The following is a 23012-nucleotide window of genomic DNA, read 5'->3' as shown; positions in this document are numbered from 1 at the left end:
ACGTAGCCAGTAGGCCGGATAAGGCGTTTACGCCGCATCCGGCAATAACTCCGCTAATACAGCTTATTTTCCCGCATAAACGACTCACCGCCTAACTGGCGCATTTGCCGCATAATCCACGCTTGACGGCTGCGCACATAACCTGACGGCGCACTCGCCTTAAAGCGAATCGGGTTAGGCAGCACAGCCGCCAGCAAAGCCGCTTCAGACAGACTCAGGCGACTGGCAGGCTTATGAAAATACCGTTGCGCTGCCGCCTCCACACCGAAGACGCCATCGCCAAACTCCGCAACGTTCAGATAGACGGTCAGAATACGTTTCTTACTCCAGACCGTTTCCATCCCCAGCGTTAACCCGGCTTCAAGGCCCTTACGCACCCAGCTACGCCCATCCCACAGAAAGAGGTTTTTTGCCGTCTGTTGCGATAACGTTGACGCCCCACGAATACGGTTTTCATTACGTTCATTATGCGCCAGCGCTTTCTCGATGGCAGAGACATCGAATCCCCAATGGTCAGGGAACTTCTGGTCCTCGGCGGCAATCACCGCTAGTCCCATCCACGGTGAGATCTCATCCATACTCACCCAGTCCGAATGCGCCACATACCCGAAATCACCAGACAACCATGCGCCCAGTTGCCGTTCGACCATCACCGCCGAGAACGGTACCGGCATCACGCTGAAAAGGGCGATGCCCCCGCCCCAGAATACGGCGAGGACGATCACCGCCCGTAGAAAGATGCGCCGCAGAAAAGCGGTAACGCCTTTTCTCATTCCGCCAGCACCAGCACACGCGAGACCAGTTTATCGATGCCACTCGCGGCCTGAGCGATATCCTGCGCCAGCATATAGGCGGGCGTGGTGACGATTTTGTTGTCTTCATCAACGACAATGTCGTCAACCGGACAAGGCACATGTTCTGCGCCCATCTCTTCCAGTACCTCTGCCGTATCGATATCAGTGCCAATGGTCAGACGCAGCGGAAAATCAAAAATTTTGGGTAACATGGCGGGCGCAATGCACATAAATCCCAGCGGCTTACCCATCTGATGCATGGCAACTGCCAGCGCGGCTAAATCGCTGTCAACCCGGCATTCGCTGCCCTGGCTGGCAAAATTACTCAGGTTTTTGGCGGCGCCAAAACCACCCGGCACGATCAACGCATCCAGTTCCGTTGAGACCGCTTGAGCAAGCGGGCGAATCTCGCCGCGAGTGATGCGAGCGGCTTCAATCAGGACATTACGTGTTTCCGGCATCGGTTCGCCGGTCAGATGATTAATCACATCAGCTTGTTGTTTATCCGGTGCGAAGCAGACGGCCTGCGCGCCGTTGCGGGCAATGGCCAGCAGCGTGAGTACGGTTTCATGGATCTCTGCACCGTCATACACACCGCATCCGCTGAGCACGACTCCCACTTTTTTCATCGTGATACTCCTTTCTCAACTGGCTGAAACATATTAGTTATTATGATTTAAATGCTACGCTTCACACATTTAACTGATTCATGTAACAAATTATTTAAGATTTGCTATCTTAACTGCGTGCGGCCTGAAAAATAGGGCTGCGCCTTTGTACACAATGACAATAATTTACGGCGCAGCCACGATTTCCCTGGTGTTGGCGCAGTATTCGCGCACCCCGGTCAAGCCGGGGTCATTTTTTTTCCACGCTCGCCACCCAGGCTTTTAGTACCGCCACGTCGTGCTGCCACTCCTGCTTCATCTCTTCAATCCATTCAGCAACGTTATCTTCCCAGGCTGGAAGATCTGGCGACTGGATTTGCTGACCTAACTGTTGCAGATGACGCAGCCCCACCGAACCTGCCGCACCTTTAATTTTATGACCTTCCTCAACCACGCCTTTTTTATCACGTGCAGTCAGATTGGATTCCAGCACGCTCAAATATCCCGGCATCATTTTCTCAAACACCGCCAGCCCGTCGGTAATTAACTTCGGACCCACCAGCTCGAGGTATTGTTCCAACATAGGAATATCTAACAGCGCTTGCGATTTACTGCTCTCTTCAGATGTCACAGTGCTCTCCTCTTTGTTTCGGGTATCCCAGTATTTTTTGATCATGGCGGTTAAAGCCGGGACTGACAGAGGCTTACTCAGCACGTCGTCCATTCCCGCCTCCAGATACTCTTTTTTATCTTTCAGAACGTTGGCGGTAAGGGCCACCAGCGGCGGCAAGTCTTCACGCGAGTATTTTTGCGTCAACTCGCGGGAGATATCCAGCCCGGTCATATCCGGTAGCTGAATATCCAGTAATACCAGGTCATATTCACCCGGCGTGAACATTTCCAGCGCGGCTTTCCCGGTCATGGCGACATCCACGCTATTACCCAGTTTTTCCAGCACTGAGCGCGCGACAATGACATTCAGTTCAATGTCTTCCACCAGCAGTACATTCAGGGCGGGCAGCGGCATGTCATCATCTTCAAAAGCGTCTTCAATCTCTTCCGCTACCGCCGGCGCATGCACGGTCAGCGTAAAGACAGAGCCTTTACCAGCCTGGCTGGAGACCGTAATATCGCCACCCATATTTTTCGCCAGACGCTTTGATACGGCCAGGCCAATCCCGGTTCCCGTTGCCGGTTTGCCGCCGTTACTGTCCTTCACCTGATAATACATGGCGAAGATTTTATCCTGCTCATCCTGCGGAATACCGATCCCGGAATCTTCTACCTCGAAATGCAGCATATTCCCCTGGTCATAGCGCGCCCGCACGGTCACCTGCCCCTGCTGGGTGAACTTCACGGCGTTGCTGATCAGATTCCACAGAATCTGGCGCAAACGCGTGCCGTCGGTAATCACTTTATGCGGCAACGGTAGCGTTGGCTCAAGCACAAACCGCAACCCTTTTTGCTGTGCCTGCAGGCCAGAGAGGTTTTCCAGATCCGCCATAAAGCTGGTGAAATCGATCGGCTGGTTATCAAGTTGGACTTTACGCCGCTCCATCTTATCCATATCGATAATATCGTTGAAAATATTGCCCAACGTCACGGCAGAGACATGGATAGTTTTCAGGTATTTTTCCTGCTCGGCGGTCAAATCCGTATCCAGCAGGATCCGGCTTAAGCCAACAATGCCGTTCAGCGGGGTACGCAGCTCATGACTGATGGTGGAAATAAACGTGGTCTTATCGCGGCTGGCGCGTTCAAGCGCGTCCTGATAACGCTTACGTTCAGTAATATCGCGACCAAAGCCCATCAGACCATGTCGTTTACCGACGCGGTCGTAGTAAGGCACTTTACGAATTTCAAAGCAGGCTTTGCGTCCATCCGGGTAGTCCAGCCACTGTTCATAAGTGAGCGAGACGTTATGACGAAACACCTTCTCGTCGGTCTCAATAACTTTTTCCGCCGCCTCAGGGGAGTAAACGTCAGCCGGTTTTAAATTCACCAGTTGCTTTTCACTCTTGCCGGTCAGCAGCTCCATGGCGCGGTTACAGCCGGAAAATTCTTTATCTTCATTACGATAAAAGACCAGATCCGGCGAGGCATCAAGGAAAGAGCGTAAAAATGAAGACTGTTGCTCAAGCTGAATCTGCGCCTCTTCGCGCTCTTTGATTTCGACCTTCAGCTGTTCAAACGTTTCCTGGCGCTCCGCTTCGGCTTTTTCACGCTCAACAATTTCCTGATTGAGCTGGGCAATATTATCTTTCAACTGCACATTGAGCTTGAGATCGCGCTCGCGCATCTCTTCCAGCTTTTGCACCAGTCGTGACAGACGCTGCCGGGACTCCTCCAGTTGCTCCACCACCACTGACAAAAAATAGACGGCCCAGGGGGTAATTAACAGACCAAAAAAGATAGAGCGGATGACATCAATGCTTTCTACCTGGCCATGCAGCACCATGGTGACAGCCATTTGCACCACAATTGCCAACACCACCAAAGCCAGCGCTAATAGCAGCGAAAAGCGCACCAGACCCAACTTCATCATCAGGTCGACATAATATTGCGCCAGCATACGAATTTGCTTCATAGAGGGTTCCTTCACGACAACTTGGCACAATAATACTCAATTCTCAGCGTGACGTTGAAGATTGTGCAAGAAATGCGGAGGTTATCGGTGAAATGACTGGGTAGGCGGTAGGCCGGATAAGGCATAGCCGCCATCCGGCAATGTGCGCCGGGCCGCCTGATGGCGCGCAGCTTTCAGGCCTACATGACTACGGATGGTTAGCTCCCCGGCTGAATCCACGGCGTACCCAGCGCCGAGCCTTGCACGCCGTGCTCGTTAAGGTACTTATCCAGTTCGACCATCCCCGTCCAGCGATTTTCACACCATAGCGGCGCCAACAGCGTTGGGCGACGCGCGCTGGCGGAAATACGATGATAAATCACCTCCGGCGGCGTATGGCGGATCATCTCCCCTGCGGTAATCGTGTAGTCGTCCAGTTCAATCCCGTTCAGCCGCCCGGCTTCCCAGGCTTTCGCCATCGTACTGCCTTTCACAATATGCAGCGGATGCAGCTTAATACCGTCAACGCCCGTCTCCACCACACGTTCCAGGGTTTGCAGACATTCTGCCTGCCCTTCTCCCGGCAGACCGACGATCAGATGCGAGCACACTTTCAGCCCGCGCGTGCGCGCCAGCCGTGTGGTGTTTTGGTAGCAGGCGAAATCATGGCCGCGGTTAATTCGGTGTAGGGTTTTGTCATGCGCGGTTTGCAGGCCGAGCTCCAGCCACACTTCATAGCCCAGGTCTTTATACTCACAAAGCAGATCAAGCACCGCTTCCGGCACACAGTCGGGGCGCGTCCCAACGCATAACCCAACGATACTGGCCTGGCTGACCGCCTGTTGATACATCGAACGCAGCACCTGTACTTCAGCAAAGGTGCTGGTGTAAGCCTGGAAATAGGCCAGATAGCGTTTTGCGCGATTGACCAGGTGCGCCTGATGCTCAAGCTGCTCGGCAATGGAATGGTGCTGCTGCGCTTCATCGGCAAACGAGGCGACATTACAGAAAGTACATCCGCCGCGCCCGATGGTGCCATCGCGATTTGGACAGCTAAAACCGCCGTGCAGCGTGAGTTTATGAACCTTTTGTCCATAACGGCGAGAAAGATCCCCACCAAACATATTGACTAATTTCTGTAACTGCATAATCTGGTAGACCGCGCCTTGAAAAGAGGCCAAAGCCTGCCATTTTTTTCCCCAGTCGGCGATGACCTGGATCAATCGCCCTGGCGAGCCTTTATTCATTGCATAACAAATCAAAATAATCGAAATTTCATTCACTAAAAATGTAATTACTTTTCCTTATATTCGACTGTTTTTTTTATCTTCTTATACTCTTTGCATAAAAACAGTATCTTTAAGACGCCAAAACTTTAAAAACCAGCATAAAATGCCAGGCATCTCGATAAACAAAGGCAGGACGAGAGATATACAGCCGTTCTGACAGTGAGACAGATCACACTTCCCTGACCGTTCCCCCTACGTTAAACCGATGTAAAAAATCCTTTTATTTCAGCAATTTCATAAAGTTAATCGCCCTATAGCACATTTTTGCATAAATAAGATTGCCATTTGACCTGTGTGTGGATTCCCGATAACGTGGAAATCCGCTGGAAGCTTTCTGGATGAGCAGCCTGCTCATCATATTTATGCAGTAATTGAGATTCCCTCTGAAGCAAGTCCTCAAACTTGTTTGACCTGTGCGAAAAGGATAAAGAGGGCGAATGCGAGGTAAGCGTATGACACGCAAACCCCGTCGCCATGCTCTTGGTGTGCCCGTGCGCAACGGTTCAGATGGGAATCCCGCAGAGCCTGGGGAGGTTCACTCATATGTTGTACGATAAATCCCTTGAGAGGGATAACTGTGGTTTCGGCCTGATCGCCCACATAGAAGGCGAACCTAGCCACAAGGTAGTGCGTACCGCCATACACGCACTGGCCCGCATGCAGCACCGTGGCGCAATTCTTGCCGATGGAAAAACCGGCGATGGTTGCGGCCTGCTGTTACAAAAACCGGATCGCTTTTTCCGCATCGTGGCGCAAGAGCGCGGCTGGCGTTTAGCCAAAAACTACGCCGTCGGCATGATCTTTTTAAATAAAGACGCTGAACTGGCAGCAGCCTCTCGCCGCATAGTTGAAGAAGAATTACAGCAGGAGACCCTGTCAATTGTCGGCTGGCGCGACGTGCCGACCAACGAAGGTGTTCTCGGTGAAATCGCTCTATCCTCCCTGCCTCGTATTGAGCAAATTTTCGTTAACGCCCCTGCGGGTTGGCGTCCGCGTGATATGGAACGACGTCTGTTTATCGCCCGTCGTCGTATTGAAAAACGCCTTCTGCAAGATAAAGACTTCTACGTCTGTAGCCTGTCGAATCTGGTGAATATTTATAAAGGTCTGTGTATGCCGGCGGATCTGCCGCGCTTTTACCTGGACCTCGCGGACCTGCGTCTGGAGTCGGCCATCTGCCTGTTCCACCAACGCTTTTCCACCAACACCGTGCCGCGCTGGCCGCTGGCGCAGCCGTTCCGCTATCTGGCGCACAACGGCGAGATCAACACCATCACCGGCAACCGCCAGTGGGCGCGCGCCCGTACCTATAAATTCCAGACGCCGCTGATCCCTGACCTGCACGACGCCGCGCCGTTCGTGAACGAAACCGGATCCGACTCCAGCTCCATGGATAACATGCTTGAGCTGCTGCTGGCGGGCGGGATGGACATCATCCGCGCCATGCGTTTACTGGTGCCGCCAGCCTGGCAGAACAACCCGGATATGGATCCGGAGCTGCGCGCGTTCTTTGACTTCAACTCTATGCACATGGAACCGTGGGACGGCCCGGCGGGCATCGTCATGTCCGACGGTCGCTTTGCCGCCTGTAACCTCGATCGTAACGGCCTGCGCCCGGCGCGCTACGTCATCACCAAAGACAAGCTGATTACCTGCGCCTCTGAGGTCGGGATCTGGGATTACCAGCCGGATGAAGTGGTGGAAAAAGGCCGCGTCGGCCCTGGCGAGCTGATGGTTATCGACACCCGCAGCGGGCGCATTCTGCACTCAGCGGAAACCGACAATGACCTGAAAAGCCGCCACCCCTACAAAGAGTGGATGGAGAAAAACGTTCGTCGTCTGGTGCCGTTCGAAGAGCTGGCTGACGATCAGGTCGGCAGCCGCGAGCTGGACGATGATACCCTCGCCAGCTACCAGAAACAGTTTAACTACAGCGCCGAAGAGCTGGATTCCGTCATTCGCGTACTCGGTGAAAATGGTCAGGAAGCGGTTGGCTCAATGGGTGACGATACCCCGTTTGCCGTGCTGTCCAGCCAGCCGCGCATCATTTATGACTACTTCCGCCAGCAGTTCGCGCAGGTGACTAACCCGCCTATCGACCCGCTGCGTGAAGCGCACGTTATGTCGCTGGCCACCAGCATCGGTCGCGAGATGAATGTCTTCTGCGAAGCGGAAGGTCAGGCACACCGTCTGAGCTTTAAATCGCCGATCCTGCTGTACTCCGATTTCACCCAGCTCACCACCATGAAAGAGGAGCATTATCGCGCTGACCGTCTGGATATCACCTTCGACGTGACCGAAACCACGCTCGAAGAGACCGTCAAAGCCTTGTGCGATAAAGCGGAACAGATGGTACGTAACGGCACGGTACTGCTGGTGCTTTCTGACCGTAATATCGCAAAAAACCGTCTGCCGGTTCCGGCACCAATGGCCGTGGGCGCAGTGCAAACGCGTCTGGTAGAACAAAGCCTGCGTTGCGACGCCAACATCATCGTTGAAACGGCGAGCGCCCGTGACCCGCACCACTTCGCGGTACTGCTCGGCTTTGGCGCGACGGCCATTTATCCGTATCTGGCGTATGAAACGCTGGGGCGTCTGATCGACACTCAGGCGATTGCCAAAGATTACCGGACCGTGATGCTGAACTACCGTAACGGCATCAACAAAGGTCTGTACAAAATCATGTCCAAAATGGGCATCTCAACCATCGCCTCTTACCGCTGCTCGAAGCTGTTTGAAGCCGTTGGTCTGCATGATGATGTCGTGGCGCTGTGCTTCCAGGGCGTAGTCAGCCGCATCAGCGGCGCAGGGTTTGTCGACTTCCAGCAGGATCTGCTAAACCTCTCGAAACATGCCTGGCTGGCGCGGAAACCTATTAGCCAGGGCGGTTTGCTGAAGTACGTCCACGGCGGCGAATACCACGCTTACAACCCGGACGTGGTGCGCACACTGCAACAGGCAGTACAAAGCGGCGAATACAGCGACTATCAGGAATATGCCAAGCTGGTCAATGAGCGTCCGGCGGCCACGCTGCGCGATCTGCTGGCGATTACGCCCGGCGATGAAGCCGTGAGCATTGACGAGGTAGAACCCGCGAGCGAATTATTTAAACGCTTTGATACCGCAGCCATGTCTATCGGCGCATTAAGCCCGGAAGCACACGAGGCGTTGGCGGAAGCGATGAACAGCATCGGTGGTAACTCTAACTCTGGCGAAGGCGGCGAAGATCCTGCGCGTTATGGCACCAACAAGGTATCGCGTATTAAGCAGGTGGCTTCCGGTCGCTTTGGCGTAACCCCGGCGTACCTGGTCAACGCCGACGTCATTCAGATTAAAGTCGCTCAGGGCGCGAAACCGGGCGAAGGCGGTCAGTTGCCGGGTGATAAAGTTACCCCGTACATCGCTAAACTGCGCTATTCAGTGCCGGGCGTGACGCTGATCTCCCCGCCGCCGCACCACGATATCTACTCTATCGAGGACTTAGCGCAGCTGATTTTTGACCTCAAACAGGTCAACCCGAAAGCGATGATCTCGGTGAAGCTGGTTTCTGAACCAGGCGTCGGCACCATCGCCACCGGCGTGGCAAAAGCCTATGCAGACCTCATCACCATCGCTGGCTACGACGGCGGCACCGGCGCAAGCCCGCTCTCCTCGGTGAAATATGCGGGCTGCCCGTGGGAACTGGGTCTGGTGGAAACCCAGCAAGCGCTGGTGGCTAACGGCCTGCGTCACAAGATTCGTCTGCAGGTCGATGGCGGTCTGAAAACCGGCGTGGACATCATTAAAGCGGCGATTCTCGGCGCGGAAAGCTTCGGTTTCGGTACCGGGCCGATGGTCGCGCTGGGCTGTAAATATCTGCGTATTTGCCATCTGAACAACTGCGCAACCGGCGTGGCAACTCAGGACGACAAACTGCGTAAGAACCACTATCACGGTCTGCCGTTCAAAGTGACCAACTACTTTGAATTTATCGCCCGCGAAGTGCGCGAGCTGATGGCCGAGCTGGGCGTGAAACGTCTGGTGGATCTGATTGGTCGTACCGACCTGCTCAAAGAGCTGGAAGGGTTTACCGCCAAACAGCAGAAGCTGGAGCTGTCGCGTCTGCTGGAAACCGCCGAGCCGCATCCTGGTAAGGCGTTGTTCTGCACCGAGAACAACCCGCCGTTTGATAACGGCGTACTGAACGCACAGCTCCTGCAACAAGCAAAACCGTATGTCGACGAGCGCCAGAGCAAAACCTTCTGGTTCGATATCCGCAACACCGACCGTTCCGTGGGTGCGTCGCTGTCTGGCTATATTGCCCAGACCCACGGCGATCAGGGGCTGGCATCTGACCCGATTAAAGCGCACTTCAACGGTACTGCGGGCCAGAGCTTTGGCGTGTGGAACGCGGGCGGCGTGGAGCTGTATCTGACCGGCGATGCCAACGACTATGTCGGTAAAGGCATGGCGGGCGGCCTGCTGGCAGTGCGTCCTCCGGTTGGCTCGGCTTTCCGTAGCCATGAGGCGAGCATCATCGGTAACACCTGCCTGTACGGCGCCACCGGCGGTCGTCTGTTTGCAGCAGGCCGTGCGGGCGAGCGCTTTGCGGTGCGTAACTCCGGCGCTATCACCGTGGTGGAAGGTATCGGCGACAACGGCTGCGAGTATATGACCGGCGGCATCGTCTGTATTCTCGGTAAAACGGGCGTCAACTTCGGGGCGGGTATGACGGGCGGATTCGCCTACGTACTGGATGAAGACGGCGAGTTCCGCAAGCGCGTGAACCCGGAACTGGTGGAAGTGCTGGACGTTGATTCTCTGGCCATTCATGAGGAACACCTGCGCGGTCTGATTACCGAGCACGTGCAGCATACCGGCTCTTCACACGGCGAAGAGATCCTCGCTAACTGGCCAGCATTCTCAGCGAAATTCGCGCTGGTAAAACCAAAATCCAGTGATGTGAAAGCACTGTTGGGTCACCGTAGTCGTAGCGCAGCAGAGCTGCGTGTGCAGGCGCAGTAAGGGGTAGCAGCAATGAGTCAGAACGTATACCAATTTATCGACCTGCAGCGCGTTGATCCGCCGAAGAAACCGCTGAAGATCCGTAAGATCGAATTTATCGAGATCTACGAGCCGTTTTCCGAAGGTCAGGCCAAAGCGCAGGCAGATCGCTGCCTGTCCTGCGGCAACCCGTACTGCGAGTGGAAGTGCCCGGTGCATAACTACATCCCGAACTGGCTGAAGCTGGCCAACGAGGGGCGTATTTTTGAAGCGGCCGAGCTGTCACACCAGACTAACACCCTGCCGGAAGTTTGCGGGCGCGTCTGCCCGCAGGATCGTCTGTGTGAAGGATCCTGTACCCTGAACGACGAGTTCGGCGCGGTGACCATCGGTAACATCGAGCGCTATATCAACGATAAAGCGTTCGAAATGGGCTGGCGTCCGGATATGACCGGTGTACGCCAGACGGACAAACGCGTGGCGATTATCGGTGCGGGTCCGGCGGGCCTGGCCTGCGCTGATGTGCTAACCCGCAACGGCGTGAAGGCGGTGGTGTTTGATCGTCATCCGGAGATCGGTGGTCTGCTGACCTTCGGCATCCCGGCTTTCAAGCTGGAGAAAGAGGTCATGACCCGCCGCCGTGAAATCTTCACCGGCATGGGTATTGAGTTCAAACTCAATACCGAAGTGGGTCGCGACGTACAGCTCGACGACCTGCTGAAGGATTACGACGCGGTGTTCCTCGGCGTGGGTACTTACCAATCCATGCGCGGTGGGCTGGAAAACGAAGACGCTTCCGGCGTATTCGACGCCCTGCCGTTCCTAATCGCCAATACCAAACAGTTGATGGGCTTTGGCGAAAGCAGCGACGAGCCGTACATCAGCATGGAAGGCAAACGCGTCGTCGTTCTCGGTGGGGGCGATACCGCGATGGACTGTGTGCGCACCTCGGTTCGCCAGAACGCAGCGCACGTAATCTGCGCCTATCGCCGCGACGAAGAGAACATGCCGGGCTCCAAACGCGAGGTGAAAAACGCGCGTGAAGAAGGCGTGGAATTCCAGTTCAACGTACAGCCGTTAGGTGTGGAAGTGAATGCCAACGGTAAAGTATGCGGCGTGAAAATGGCGCGTACCGAAATGGGCGAACCGGATGCGAAAGGTCGTCGCCGCGCGGAGATCGTCGCCGGTTCCGAGCACGTTGTACCGGCGGATGCGGTGGTACTGGCGTTTGGTTTCCGTCCGCACAGTATGGAATGGTTGGCAAAACACAGCGTCGAACTGGATTCTCAGGGCCGGATTATCGCTCCGGAACGCAGTGACATCGCCTTCCAGACCAGCAACCCGAAAATCTTCGCCGGTGGCGACATCGTGCGCGGTTCGGATCTGGTGGTCACCGCGATTGCCGAAGGTCGTAAAGCGGCTGACGGGATTCTGAATTATCTGGAAGTGTAATTCAGCCTCTTCAGGCATCTCATCTGCCCTGGTAGATGAGATGCCAAACTCCTGCCGCAATACCGCCAAATCTGCCAATTAAGCCAGTCTGACAACACGTTTTGTAAACAGGGCAAAAAACCTTAACATCCGAAACACATCAGCACCATGAATAATAGCCATGTAAAAATCATACGGAAACGTTTGCTTTATTTTAAGAACTGTATATTATGCGGCGGATTTTTTGGGCAAAATTCATGGAGGCGTTGTGTCGCAGGACAACAATTATAGCCAGGGCCCCGTCCCTCTGGCGGCTCGGAAAGGCGTGATACCACTAACTTTTGTTATGTTGGGGCTCACATTTTTTTCCGCCAGTATGTGGACCGGTGGCACACTCGGTACTGGTCTTTCTTATAATGATTTCTTCCTGGCAGTTCTCTTCGGTAATCTTCTCCTCGGTATTTACACTGCATTTCTCGGTTTCATCGGCGCAAAAACAGGGCTCTCGACCCACCTTCTGGCGCGTTATTCATTTGGGGTGAAAGGCTCCTGGCTTCCTTCACTGCTATTAGGCGGTACCCAGGTGGGTTGGTTTGGCGTGGGTGTGGCCATGTTTGCCATTCCGGTTGGCAAAGCGACGGGAATTGACGTCAATATCCTGATTGCGGTTTCCGGTCTGCTGATGACGATGACCATCTTTTTTGGCATCTCGGCACTGACCATTTTATCTATCATCGCCGTACCCGCCATCGTCATTCTTGGCAGCTACTCCGTCTGGCTGGCGGTAAGCGATGTCGGCGGTTTAGACCATTTAAAAGCGATTGTGCCGCAAACGCCGCTTAATTTCTCCACCGCTCTGGCGCTGGTGGTAGGCTCGTTTGTCAGCGCCGGGACGTTAACCGCCGACTTCGTTCGCTTTGGCCGCAATGCCAAAGGCGCGGTGCTGATTGCCATGGTCGCTTTTTTCCTTGGCAACTCGCTGATGTTTATCTTCGGTGCGGCGGGTGCCGCTGCAGTCGGACAAGCGGATATTTCTGACGTGATGATAGCCCAGGGTCTGCTGCTGCCCGCAATTGTGGTACTCGGCTTGAATATCTGGACCACTAACGACAATGCGCTGTACGCATCGGGTCTGGGATTTGCCAATATTACCGGCCTTTCCAGCCGCACGCTGTCGGTGGCTAACGGCATTATTGGCACACTCTGCGCGCTGTGGCTTTACAATAACTTTGTTGGCTGGCTAACATTTCTGTCGGCAGCGATTCCGCCGATTGGCGGGGTGATTATCGCCGACTATCTGCTGAACCATCGCCGATATGCCGATTTCAGCAAAGCACGATTTATGACCGTCAACTGGATAGCTATTTTGTCCGTTGCACTGGGCATCGCCGCCGGTCACTATATTCCCGGTATTGTGCCAGTCAACGCCGTACTCGGCGGCGTATTCAGCTATATCCTGCTGAATCCACTTTTCAATCGCAGCCTTGCTAAATCACCAGAGGTCAGCCATGCAGAACAATAACATCATCATCCGTCAGGCGCGTTTACAGGGACGCGAAGGATTGTGGCAGCTCACGATTGAAAACGGGCGCTTCAGCCGGATTGAGCCTCAGGACGCAGCTGCATTGCCGCAAGGTGAAGTACTTGATGCCGAGGGCGGTCTGGCAATCCCACCGTTCGTTGAGCCACATATTCATCTGGATACCACGCAAACCGCGGGTGAGCCGAGCTGGAACCAGTCTGGTACGTTGTTTGAGGGTATTGAACGCTGGGCCGAGCGTAAGGCAATGCTGACTCACGAAGACGTCAAAGCGCGCGCGATGCAGACCCTGAAATGGCAGATGGCTAACGGTATCCAGTATGTCCGTACCCACGTTGACGTTTCCGATCCTACGCTAACGGCTTTGAAAGCCATGCTGGAAGTGAAGCAAGAGGCCGCGCCGTGGGTAGAGCTGCAAATTGTCGCATTCCCGCAAGAAGGTATTCTGTCTTATCCCAACGGTGAAGCGCTGTTAGAAGAGGCCGTGCGTTTGGGGGCCGATGTCATCGGCGCGATTCCCCACTTTGAATTTACGCGTGAATATGGCGTGGAGTCGCTGCACAAAATCTTCGCCCTGGCGCAAAAATACGACCGACTTATCGATGTGCACTGCGACGAAATTGACGATGAGCAATCACGCTTTGTTGAAACCGTCGCGGCGCTGGCGCATCGCTACAATATGGGCGAGCGCGTGACCGCCAGTCATACCACGGCAATGCACTCCTATAACGGCGCATATGCTTCCCGTCTTTTCCGCCTGTTAAAAATGTCCGGTATTAACTTCGTGGCGAATCCGCTGGTCAATATTCACCTGCAAGGACGCTTTGACACTTATCCTAAACGCCGCGGCGTCACGCGCGTCAAAGAGATGCTGGAAGCGGAGATCAACGTCTGCTTCGGTCATGATGACGTCTTCGATCCGTGGTATCCATTAGGTACGGCAAATATGTTACAAGTGCTGCATATGGGTTTACACGTGTGCCAACTAATGGGATACGGGCAGATAAATGATGGACTGAATCTGATCACTACCCACAGCGCGAAAACTTTGCACCTGCAGGACTATGGCCTGAGCGTGGGGAACTCTGCGAATCTGGTGATTTTACCGGCTGAAAATGGATTTGACGCGGTTCGTCGCCAGACGCCTGCACGATATTCTATTCGTCACGGGCGAGTCATTGCCGAGACGCTCCCCAGCCAAACCACGCTGCATTTGACGCAGCCGGAAGCAGTGACGTTTAAGCGCTAAATTTATATCCCGTGTCGGATGGCGCAAACCTTGTCATCCGACACCGTCTCTCTCATCGTCAGGCGTGTAATAAGCTGGCGCGCACCTTAATCACGACTTTTTTGATTTCCCCTGGCTCCTCCACCGCACAACCCGGTTTATGCGGCTCACCCGGCATAAAAATTGCGAATCTTCCCGGCTTTAAAGTGAGCGCCTGCTCATCGGTAATGTGATTGCACAGCTGATAATCGTCCTCAGCATGCATTTCTTCGCACTGGCGAGCAGAATCGGTCATCCCGAACAGAATGCGTTCTTCACCGGACAACAGCACCTGAATGTCAATGTACTGCTGATGCAGCTCCGCTTTCTTTTGCTCCGGGCTCTGCGTGGCGAACTGCATGACGTTCATAAAAATATTGTCGCCCTGCAGCTCATAGCGTCCTGGTGGTTTCTCCTGCGGTCTTGCCGCAACGGCCAGCGTTAGCGCTTCCTGTAATACCGGATGTAATCCGGATGAAGGCAGTGAACGCAATTCATCTGTGATCATCATTATTCTCCCCGGGCCAACAGCGCGGCCCCCAATAATCCAGCGTCATGACGGTAATGCGCCGCCAGTAACTCCACGTGATAGGCCGCAGGCTCTTGTGCCAGATAATGTTCCACCAGCGCCAGGTATCCTTCAGCCAACCCAACGCTGCCGCCAATGACCGCGCACTGGCAATCGGTCATGGCCTTCACATCGGCGACAAGCCTTGCCAATGTTCGCGCTGAGCGATGGATCAACCGGCTTGCCTGCTCATCCCCCTGCCCGGCACGGCTAAAAATAGTTTTGGCGTCGCATCCGGCAAGCGCGCCTTCGGCAGCCGCCGCGATCCCTCGACCGGATGCGATCGCCTCAACGCAGCCCACCCGCCCGCAGCCGCACACGGGGCCATGCGGATCGGCCAGCGTGTGTCCCAGATGCCCGGCCAGACCGCCGACTCCGGTCAGCAGTTTCCCTGCACTCACGACTCCGCCGCCCACGCCGGTGGAAACGGTAATAAACACCATATCGCGGTACTCGCCGCCAAGCGCATGATACTCAGCCCACGCCGCGGCCTGCGCGTCATTGACCGCCAGCGTCGGCAAACCAGTGAGATCTTTTAGCGTTTGCAGCAGCGGAAAATGCAGCAACCCGCCGAGGTTATGCGGATTCAGCGCCAGCAGAGAACCCTCACGGATAATCCCCGTCGAGGCGATCGCCACCCGCTTCACCTGCTCTTGTAGCGGCGCAATCAGTGCCTGTAACGCGGCGCGCAGCGCATCCGGCGTTTTGCTGGCAGGTGTTGGCAATTCGCGCCGTTCGCGGATTCGCAGGTTGCTGTCCACCAGCGCTGCAGCCAGTTTGGTGCCACCGATATCAATCGCCAGCGTAGTCATGACGCAGCCTTCTGCTTCGCGGTGATAATCTTTTTATCCCGTTGCTTAAATAACGACATCGTTCTTCCCTTTCGCTAGTTGCCCGGTTTAGCGCCGGGCAACCCGATTAACTTTTGGATTTCACCATGGTGCTTTTGTCACCGCCGAACGGCACGGCCCCGCTAAACGGTCGACCATCGATGGCGTCATGCGTACGTAACGCTTCAGGACGCAGCCAGCGCTGTACGCGGGACGGCATATCGAGACCAATCAGCAGGATCACCACAAATGTCAGGCCGAAGGAGAGCGATCCCAACGCGGTTCCCAGATCCAGACGTTGTGCAATCAGTGCGCCGATGATCGGTGCCAGTGCCCCGCCAAGCGCCCCAACGTTGTAGGTGAAGCCCAGACCCGCAGCTCGCTGGTCGGTATCGAAATAGCCACCAATTAATTTCGGTAAGATCCCGGAGATCCCCTGACCGAGCATTTGCTGGAAAAACAGCAGCAAACCCAGGACCCAGACGTTTGAACCACCGATCGCAAATACCGGAATAATCAGTAGCTGCGAGGCCAGGAGACTGCAGACATAGGCTTTACGGGTGCCCAGCCAGTCGCCAAGAAACCCACCGACGCAACAGCCGACCGCCGCGCCAAAGCCGCTGAAGAAGAGCACTCTGGCAACCGTTGAGGGGTCATACATGAGTTCGGTTTTCAGATATGTAGGCAGCAGCGCCTGAATCGGCCACGAGTAAAGGAAGGCGAACAGCACGACGACCATCAGCATGACGCCCGTGGGCCAACGCTTACCGCTGCTTTGCACCATAAAGCTAATGAAGATAAATGCGCATATCAGCCCGAGTATCGCCACGATAGCCGCATTTTGCAGATTGCCCGCAAAGCAGAACCACAGCGCGGTTGCAGCAGCGAGAGTCATCAGAATATTGATAACCCGATGTTCGCCCCGATAGAGAATGTCCACCATCGTACGCACCGGCGCTTTGCCTTCGTGTTTCTCTTTCCAGTCTTCCGCTTCCGGAATATTTTTACGCAGCCAGAGGGCGAAGATAATCGGCAGAATGCCGATGAAGAACAGCGCGCGCCATCCCCAGACCGGGACCACCAGGCTGTAAACCTGGGCGGCGACCACTGCGCCAACGGAGAAGCCGGAGATCAGGAAACCACTGGCTTTGTTACGCAGGTGTTTAGGCCAGCTTTCAATGACATAGGTGGCACTGGATCCGTACTCGCCAGCCATCCCCATCCCGATAACCAGGCGAGCGATAAACATGGTGGTGTAGCCTGGCGCGAAGCCGCAAGCCAGCGTCCCGACAGAGAACAGAATGATGCTGGTGACCATCGCCAGACGGCGTCCGTAACGGTCGCCCATGGCCCCCAACATTAACCCGCCAAACCAGCGGGAGATAAAGGCGGCTGAGATCAAACTGGCAGCCTGCACCGTCGTCAGACCGAATTCACCTTGAACTTCGGTCAGCACAAGGGCGATTAACACAAAATCAAAACCATCAAGTAAATATCCCAGCCAGGCGGCGGAAAATGCCCGCCATTGCGCCCGATTGAGATGGCGATACCACGGGATGCTCTGGGTAGAAGTACTCATTTTACTCTCCCGACGATTTTTGTTGTTGTGCCGGATAGCGGCTTTGCCTTATCCGGCCTACGGTCGAAAATCCAGGCCGGGCGAGCAAAGCTCCCCGGCGACCCGCGATTACGCCTTTTCCGCCAGCAGTTGGTTAGCCAGCGCTTTCAGTTCTGGCAGATAGCGTTCATCTACCGGGGCAAACGGCTTACGACACAGAGGAACAGAAACCACGTCCATATAGTGCAGTACCGTTTTCAGGCCGCGGAACACGCCAACCTTAATGAGCAGATCGATAACCTTATTGCACTCAGTTTGCAGCTTTTGTGCCGTCCGGATGTCGCCTTCTTTGAGTGCTTTCACAATTCCCTGATAACGCCATCCCATGATGTTGTAAGTGCTACCGATACCGCCATCTGCCCCCGCCAGCAAACCAGAAGCGAAGATCTCGTCATAACCGTTATAAAGCACCAGATCGGGATGAGCACGGCGGATCTGTTCCATCTGATAGAGATCGCCGGAAGTTTGCTTCAGCGCGCCAACGCCTGGTAGCGTCACCAGCGTGTTGATCTGATCCAGCGTCAGTTTTACGCCGCTCAGCGCCGGGATGTTATAGACCACCATCGGCAATCCATTCGCCGAATCAATGATTGCGCGGTAGTGATCGCAGTGCTCTTCAAAGCTGAAAGGATAGTAAAACGGCGTGACGGCTGAAACTGCATCAAAGCCGTAGCGATGCGCGGCGCTCGCCAGTTGCTGACTCTCTTCGGTACTCACTGTGCCAACATGGGCGATAAGCGTCACCTTGCCTTTCGCTTCTTCGGCAACAATTTCCAGCACCTGCTCTCTTTCAACGCGATTTTGGACAAAGGCCTCGCCCGTAGAGCCACCGACATAGAGCCCATCAATACCCTGGGCAATGTTGAAACGCACCAGCCGGCGCAGACTCTCAACATCCAGCCGCTGTTGGTTATCGAATGGGGTTAACAACGCTGGCATTACGCCTTTTAGATCTCTTGCCATAACTACCTCTGTCGATGATTAGTGTTATCTGATTGCATACCTTTATACCTGTTATACCAGATCAAATAAGCAGCAATACAATACAGAACGCTTATAGTGCGATCTGCTTCACTAAACGATCGTCAGGATCGCGATCACTTACGCAATTTTTTACTTTTGCTGAAGGCGTGCCAGGTCGCGGAAACGCTGTTGAGGTGTTCTTGCAGTGCGCGGTCAGCTTCCTCAGGATCGCGCTGACGAATAGCCTCTACAATGGCGATATGCTGCTGATAACTCACGTTGTTGTGCTCATACAACTCTTGATCGGCAACGGTCGGGCGGGCAGCAATCAGCCAGTCTAACAGCGCAACATGGATCGCCATAAAGATGGGATTGCCCGGGATCTCCGCCAGCACGCGGTGAAAATCAACGTCCGAGCGAATGAATAGCGTATTGTCATCCAGCGACTGGCTGTTGATTTCCAGTGCTTTCGCCAGTCTGGCGATTTGCTCGTCAGTAGCGTGTTCTGCGGCGTATCGTACCAGGCTGGATTCAAAGAACAGTCGCAACTGCTCGAAGTGGGCTATGCCGCCGGGATGCGCGAGGAAATCTTTGGCCATACCGGACAGCTCGCTGATAATGGTATCAGCCGAAGGACGCGAAACGCGGGCGCGCTCGCCGTTGTTGATTTGTACCAGGCCTTTGCGTTTTAACGCTGCCAGCGCTTCTCGTACAGAAGGACGACCCACGTTAAAGAAGGCCATCAGCTCCCGCTCAGACGGCAGTTGTTCTCCCTCGCCAAATTCCCGACGACGGATCATCTGCTCCAGTTCTTCTTCAACCATCTCAGACAGTTTTTTACGCGCCAGCGGGCGATTGCATAAGCTACGGCCAATGGTGGATGGAGAGTCTTCAGCTTGCGAATCAAATGCGTTCATAGGGCCTATTCAGCTAAGTCGTGGTGACAAACAACAGCGGGTTTATCCTAACACAGGATCGAAAGCAGGGTGAAATGATGGTCATCCAGACAGGCTGACTTATGAATAATATATTTATTATTCATATTATATTTAGCTTGAACATGCCGATTACCTTTAATTAAACAAGGCTATATCGGCTTCGTGAAATTTCCGAATATGAATGTGAGAATTTATCATAACCCACTATTTTATAACATAAAATAAATTAACCATTGCGTTAAAAATAAGATATCCACTCCATAAAAAGTGTCCAGAAAAATATAACATCCGTTTTGACAACAGCATTATTACCGGATTTATCATCTTCCCTGGCATGGAGTGAAACAATGTTCGGCATCATTATCTCTGTCATCGTTTTATTAACGATGGGTTACTTGATCCTCAAAAACTACAAACCCCAGGTCGTGCTGGCAGCAGCCGGGATCTTCCTGATGATCTGCGGCGTCTGGCTGGGTTACGGCGCGCTGGTCGCTGACGATAAAAGTAGCGGCTATCTACTGGTCGATATTTACAACGAAATTCTGCGTATGCTCTCAAATCGGGCGGCAGGGCTGGGTTTATCTATCATGGCGGTGGGTGGTTATGCCCGTTATATGGACAGGATGGGGGCCAGCAGAGCGATGGTTAGCCTGTTAAGCCGACCGCTTAAGCTGATCCGTTCCCCCTATGTCGTGCTGGCCGCCACCTATGTGATTGGTCAGATCATGGCGCAGTTCATTACCAGCGCTTCCGGGTTAGGCATGCTACTGATGGTGACGCTTTTCCCAACGCTGGTCAGTCTTGGCGTGAGTCGATTATCCGCGGTTGCGGTCATTGCCACCTCGATGTCGATTGAATGGGGCATTCTGGAAACCAACTCTATTTTTGCCGCGCAGGTCGCGGGCATGAAAATCGCCACCTACTTCTTCCATTACCAGCTCCCCGTCGCTTCATGCGTCATTATCGCTGTCGCCATTGCGCATTTTTTCGTACAGCGCCGATTTGATAAAAAAACGTTACCGGAAAACAACGGGTTCGCTGAACAAAAGACGCTGGAAGATGTACCCCCGCTGTATTACGCCATTTTACCGGTGATGCCGCTGATCCTGATGTTGGGTTCGCTGTTGCTGGCACATATGGGATTAATGCAGGCAGAACTGAATCTGGTAGTGGTGATGCTCATGAGCATGACGCTGACCATGTTTGTCGAATTCCTGCATAAACATAATCTGCGCGAAACAATGGATGATGTGCAGGCTTTTTTTGACGGCATGGGAACGCAGTTTGCCAACGTTGTCACGCTGGTGGTCGCCGGTGAGATCTTTGCCAAAGGGTTGACGACTATCGGGACAGTGGACGCAGTGATTAAAGGCGCGGAACACTCCGGCCTTGGCGGCATCGGCGTAATGATCATCATGGCCGTGGTCATTGCCGCCTGTGCGATCGTCATGGGCTCAGGCAACGCACCGTTTATGTCTTTTGCCAGCCTGATCCCGGATATTGCCGCCGGGCTGCATATTCCGGCAGTAGTGATGATTATGCCGATGCATTTTGCCACTACGCTGGCTCGCGCGGTATCACCTATTACCGCAGTGATCGTCGTGACTTCTGGGATTGCCGGCGTGTCGCCCTTTGAGGTGGTAAAGCGCACCGCTATTCCGATGGCAGTGGGGTTTGTGGTGAATATGATAGTCACCATCGCGCTGTTTTATTGATTGCAGAGCCAGAAAACAGAACAGGCCCGAAAGGGCCTGTTTTCTTATTTCACTCTTTATTTCACTACGCGCCGCGAGGCGGCGGAGGAGTGTCATCCGGATCGTTGTCGTCGCTGTTGTCAGGCTTATCGCCATCAATGACCGACATGACCGTTTCACTCTCAAAACCAGACGCTTCGTTGTCGTCATCATTTAAGCTGGCGACATCTTCGTCGTAGGCGGCTTCCGGTTCAAACATCGTACCGGCACCGTTTTCACGAGCATAAATAGCCAGAACTGCAGCCAGCGGGACGGAAACCTGACGCGGCACACCACCGAAGCGCGCGTTAAAGCGTACTTCGTCATTTGCCAGTTCCAGGTTCCCCACCGCGCGCGGTGCAATATTCAGAACTATTTGCCCGTCACGCGCATATTCCATCGGAACCTGCACGTCCTGGAGCGTCACATCCACCACCAGATGCGGCGTGAGCTGGTTGTCTAACAACCACTCATAGAATGCGCGCAGCAGATACGGACGGCGTGGTGTTAGCTGTGGCAAATCCATACAGGTTAACCCCGGCCCAGACGCATTTCACGTTCAGGCTCAGTCAGAGAAGCCAGGAAAGAATCACGTTCAAAGACGCGAGTCATATAACCTTTCAGTTCTTTCGAACCGGCACCGTTGAATTCAATACCCAACTGCGGTAAACGCCACAGCAGCGGCGCCAGGTAGCAGTCTACCAGGCTGAACTCATCGCTCAGGAAGTAAGGCTTCTGACCGAATACTGGCGCGATTGCCAGCAGCTCTTCGCGCAGACGCTTACGCGCGACCTCGGCTTCAGAAGCGGAACCGTTCACGATGACGTTCATCAGCGTGTACCAGTCTTTTTCGATACGCTGCATGTACAGGCGGCTTTCACCACGCGCAACCGGGTAAACCGGCATCAGCGGCGGATGCGGGAAGCGCTCATCCAGGTATTCCATAATGATGCGAGATTCCCACAGGGTCAGCTCACGATCCACCAGTGTCGGTACGCTCTGATTCGGGTTGAGGTCGATCAGATCCTGAGGTGGATTGTCCTTCTCCACGTGCTCAATCTCGAAACTAACACCTTTTTCAGCCAGCACGATGCGGACCTGATGGCTATAGATGTCAGTAGGACCAGAAAACAGCGTCATTACCGAACGTTTGTTGGCAGCGACAGCCATGAAAACCTCCAGGTATATTCAGAATTTTTACTGCTACCAGCCACTCAGTGGCCAGCCAGAAGTGATGTCACCCAGACTCAGGAAAGCCATTACTGTTCAAAATACAAACAAAAAATGAGCGATACCTGACATTTGGGCAGAAAATTGGATGATAGTTTACCAGATTTTGTGACCTTTGTGGTGAGTCGATTCTTGAAATGGGGAAAAAGAGGTGGCAATCAGCGGATTACCGTGCTTCCACGGGGAGCAATAGTGATAAAAAAACCCGCCGAAGCGGGTTTTTTCGCAAATTGTTGTCTGCCGAAGCAGAAAGCAATTAACGTTTGGAGAACTGCGGACGACGACGTGCTTTACGCAGACCGACTTTCTTACGTTCAACCTGACGAGCATCACGGGTAACGAAGCCAGCTTTACGCAGTTCGCCACGCAGGGATTCGTCGTACTCCATCAGAGCGCGGGTGATACCGTGACGGATCGCACCAGCCTGACCAGAGATACCACCACCTTTAACAGTGATGTACAGATCCAGTTTCTCAACCATGTCGACCAGTTCCAGCGGCTGACGAACTACCATGCGGGCAGTTTCACGACCGAAGTACTGTTCCAGAGAACGTTGGTTGATTACGATTTTACCACTACCCGGTTTGATGAAAACGCGAGCTGCGGAACTTTTGCGGCGACCAGTGCCGTAGTATTGATTTTCAGCCATTGCCT

17 protein-coding genes are annotated in these 23012 nt (G+C 54.1%); 5 read left to right on the top strand and 12 right to left on the bottom strand.

Annotation, left to right across the window (positions count from 1 at the left end; all coding sequences use genetic code 11):
• Positions 1–53 precede the first annotated feature (53 nt).
• The 4 genes from mtgA to FDW92_RS02080 form a co-directional block, all read right to left on the bottom strand.
• Positions 54–773: a monofunctional biosynthetic peptidoglycan transglycosylase gene (mtgA, locus tag FDW92_RS02095; RefSeq protein WP_042311299.1), complete on the bottom strand. Its 720-nt coding sequence runs from the start codon at positions 771–773 to the stop codon at positions 54–56.
• Positions 770–1423 carry an isoprenoid biosynthesis glyoxalase ElbB gene (gene elbB / locus FDW92_RS02090; RefSeq protein WP_042311302.1) on the bottom strand — a complete coding sequence of 218 codons (654 nt, stop codon included), beginning with the start codon at positions 1421–1423 and terminating at the stop codon, positions 770–772. Before elbB ends, mtgA begins: the two co-directional genes overlap by 4 nt.
• Before the next feature lie 229 nt (positions 1424–1652).
• Positions 1653–3989: an aerobic respiration two-component sensor histidine kinase ArcB gene (gene arcB, locus FDW92_RS02085; RefSeq protein WP_042311303.1), complete on the bottom strand. Its 2337-nt coding sequence runs from the start codon at positions 3987–3989 to the stop codon at positions 1653–1655.
• A gap of 197 nt (positions 3990–4186) precedes the next feature.
• Positions 4187–5116 (bottom strand): TIGR01212 family radical SAM protein, encoded by a 930-nt coding sequence (locus tag FDW92_RS02080; protein WP_137365393.1) that lies wholly within the window; start codon positions 5114–5116, stop codon positions 4187–4189.
• A gap of 684 nt (positions 5117–5800) precedes the next feature.
• Here FDW92_RS02080 and gltB point away from each other — a divergent pair.
• The 4 genes from gltB (at position 5801) to FDW92_RS02060 (ending at position 14460) form a co-directional block, all read left to right on the top strand.
• The gene (gltB, locus tag FDW92_RS02075) at positions 5801–10261 is read left to right on the top strand and encodes a glutamate synthase large subunit (RefSeq protein ID WP_137400536.1); all 4461 of its coding nucleotides are present in this window, start codon (positions 5801–5803) and stop codon (positions 10259–10261) included.
• 12 nt (positions 10262–10273) lie between these two features.
• Positions 10274–11692, top strand: coding sequence for a glutamate synthase small subunit (locus tag FDW92_RS02070; protein ID WP_042311309.1), 1419 nt, complete (start codon positions 10274–10276; stop codon positions 11690–11692).
• A gap of 247 nt (positions 11693–11939) precedes the next feature.
• Complete coding sequence (gene codB / locus FDW92_RS02065) at positions 11940–13193, top strand: cytosine permease (protein WP_042311311.1); 1254 nt, start codon at positions 11940–11942, stop codon at positions 13191–13193.
• Entirely contained in the window at positions 13180–14460 is a 1281-nt protein-coding gene (locus FDW92_RS02060) for a cytosine deaminase (RefSeq protein WP_042311313.1), read from the top strand. The genes codB and FDW92_RS02060 overlap by 14 nt, the downstream gene beginning before the upstream one ends.
• 58 nt (positions 14461–14518) lie before the next feature.
• On the opposite strand, the gene nanQ is transcribed toward FDW92_RS02060, so the two are convergent.
• The 5 genes from nanQ to nanR all read right to left on the bottom strand — a co-directional run bounded on the left by nanQ (position 14519) and on the right by nanR (position 19383).
• On the bottom strand, positions 14519–14986 hold the full coding sequence (nanQ, locus tag FDW92_RS02055; protein ID WP_042311371.1) for an N-acetylneuraminate anomerase: 468 nt from the start codon (positions 14984–14986) through the stop codon (positions 14519–14521).
• Between the two features lie 2 nt (positions 14987–14988).
• On the bottom strand, positions 14989–15858 hold the full coding sequence (gene nanK / locus FDW92_RS02050; RefSeq protein ID WP_042311315.1) for an N-acetylmannosamine kinase: 870 nt from the start codon (positions 15856–15858) through the stop codon (positions 14989–14991).
• 106 nt (positions 15859–15964) lie between these two features.
• Complete coding sequence (gene nanT, locus FDW92_RS02045; RefSeq protein ID WP_038634306.1) at positions 15965–17455, bottom strand: sialic acid transporter NanT; 1491 nt, start codon at positions 17453–17455, stop codon at positions 15965–15967.
• 108 nt (positions 17456–17563) lie between these two features.
• Positions 17564–18457, bottom strand: a complete 894-nt coding sequence (nanA, locus tag FDW92_RS02040; protein WP_042311317.1) for an N-acetylneuraminate lyase — start codon at positions 18455–18457, stop codon at positions 17564–17566.
• Positions 18458–18591: 134 nt separating this feature from the next.
• A complete protein-coding gene (gene nanR, locus FDW92_RS02035; RefSeq protein ID WP_137400535.1) occupies positions 18592–19383 on the bottom strand; it encodes a transcriptional regulator NanR in 792 nt (263 codons plus the stop codon).
• Positions 19384–19742: 359 nt separating this feature from the next.
• Between nanR and dcuC the strand changes: the two genes are divergently transcribed.
• Positions 19743–21110 carry an anaerobic C4-dicarboxylate transporter DcuC gene (gene dcuC, locus FDW92_RS02030; RefSeq protein WP_042311319.1) on the top strand — a complete coding sequence of 456 codons (1368 nt, stop codon included), beginning with the start codon at positions 19743–19745 and terminating at the stop codon, positions 21108–21110.
• Positions 21111–21174: 64 nt separating this feature from the next.
• Here the strand turns inward: dcuC and sspB are convergent, their stop codons facing one another.
• The 3 genes from sspB to rpsI form a co-directional block, all read right to left on the bottom strand.
• Positions 21175–21654 carry a ClpXP protease specificity-enhancing factor gene (gene sspB / locus FDW92_RS02025; RefSeq protein WP_137400534.1) on the bottom strand — a complete coding sequence of 160 codons (480 nt, stop codon included), beginning with the start codon at positions 21652–21654 and terminating at the stop codon, positions 21175–21177.
• A 5-nt stretch (positions 21655–21659) separates the two neighbouring features.
• Positions 21660–22298, bottom strand: a complete 639-nt coding sequence (sspA, locus tag FDW92_RS02020) for a stringent starvation protein SspA (protein ID WP_003025132.1) — start codon at positions 22296–22298, stop codon at positions 21660–21662.
• Between the two features lie 316 nt (positions 22299–22614).
• Positions 22615–23007: a 30S ribosomal protein S9 gene (rpsI, locus tag FDW92_RS02015; protein WP_003025138.1), complete on the bottom strand. Its 393-nt coding sequence runs from the start codon at positions 23005–23007 to the stop codon at positions 22615–22617.
• Positions 23008–23012 lie beyond the last annotated feature (5 nt).

The organism is Citrobacter sp. wls706, assembly GCF_005281305.1.
GTDB lineage: Bacteria > Pseudomonadota > Gammaproteobacteria > Enterobacterales > Enterobacteriaceae > Citrobacter > Citrobacter werkmanii.
The sequence above is the reverse complement of the archived record's forward strand: the minus strand, read 5'-3'. Positions and strand labels throughout refer to the sequence as shown.

Coding starts and splice junctions, on each gene's coding strand:
- FDW92_RS02080 (WP_137365393.1), bottom strand. CDS start 5,116: ATGCAGTTACAGAAATTAGTCAATATGTTTGGTGGGGATCTTTCTCGC.
- nanQ (WP_042311371.1), bottom strand. CDS start 14,986: ATGATCACAGATGAATTGCGTTCACTGCCTTCATCCGGATTACATCCG.
- arcB (WP_042311303.1), bottom strand. CDS start 3,989: ATGAAGCAAATTCGTATGCTGGCGCAATATTATGTCGACCTGATGATG.
- sspA (WP_003025132.1), bottom strand. CDS start 22,298: ATGGCTGTCGCTGCCAACAAACGTTCGGTAATGACGCTGTTTTCTGGT.
- nanT (WP_038634306.1), bottom strand. CDS start 17,455: ATGAGTACTTCTACCCAGAGCATCCCGTGGTATCGCCATCTCAATCGG.
- nanK (WP_042311315.1), bottom strand. CDS start 15,858: ATGACTACGCTGGCGATTGATATCGGTGGCACCAAACTGGCTGCAGCG.
- sspB (WP_137400534.1), bottom strand. CDS start 21,654: ATGGATTTGCCACAGCTAACACCACGCCGTCCGTATCTGCTGCGCGCA.
- mtgA (WP_042311299.1), bottom strand. CDS start 773: ATGAGAAAAGGCGTTACCGCTTTTCTGCGGCGCATCTTTCTACGGGCG.
- nanA (WP_042311317.1), bottom strand. CDS start 18,457: ATGGCAAGAGATCTAAAAGGCGTAATGCCAGCGTTGTTAACCCCATTC.
- dcuC (WP_042311319.1), top strand. CDS start 19,743: ATGTTCGGCATCATTATCTCTGTCATCGTTTTATTAACGATGGGTTAC.
- gltB (WP_137400536.1), top strand. CDS start 5,801: ATGTTGTACGATAAATCCCTTGAGAGGGATAACTGTGGTTTCGGCCTG.
- elbB (WP_042311302.1), bottom strand. CDS start 1,423: ATGAAAAAAGTGGGAGTCGTGCTCAGCGGATGCGGTGTGTATGACGGT.
- FDW92_RS02060 (WP_042311313.1), top strand. CDS start 13,180: ATGCAGAACAATAACATCATCATCCGTCAGGCGCGTTTACAGGGACGC.
- FDW92_RS02070 (WP_042311309.1), top strand. CDS start 10,274: ATGAGTCAGAACGTATACCAATTTATCGACCTGCAGCGCGTTGATCCG.
- rpsI (WP_003025138.1), bottom strand. CDS start 23,007: ATGGCTGAAAATCAATACTACGGCACTGGTCGCCGCAAAAGTTCCGCA.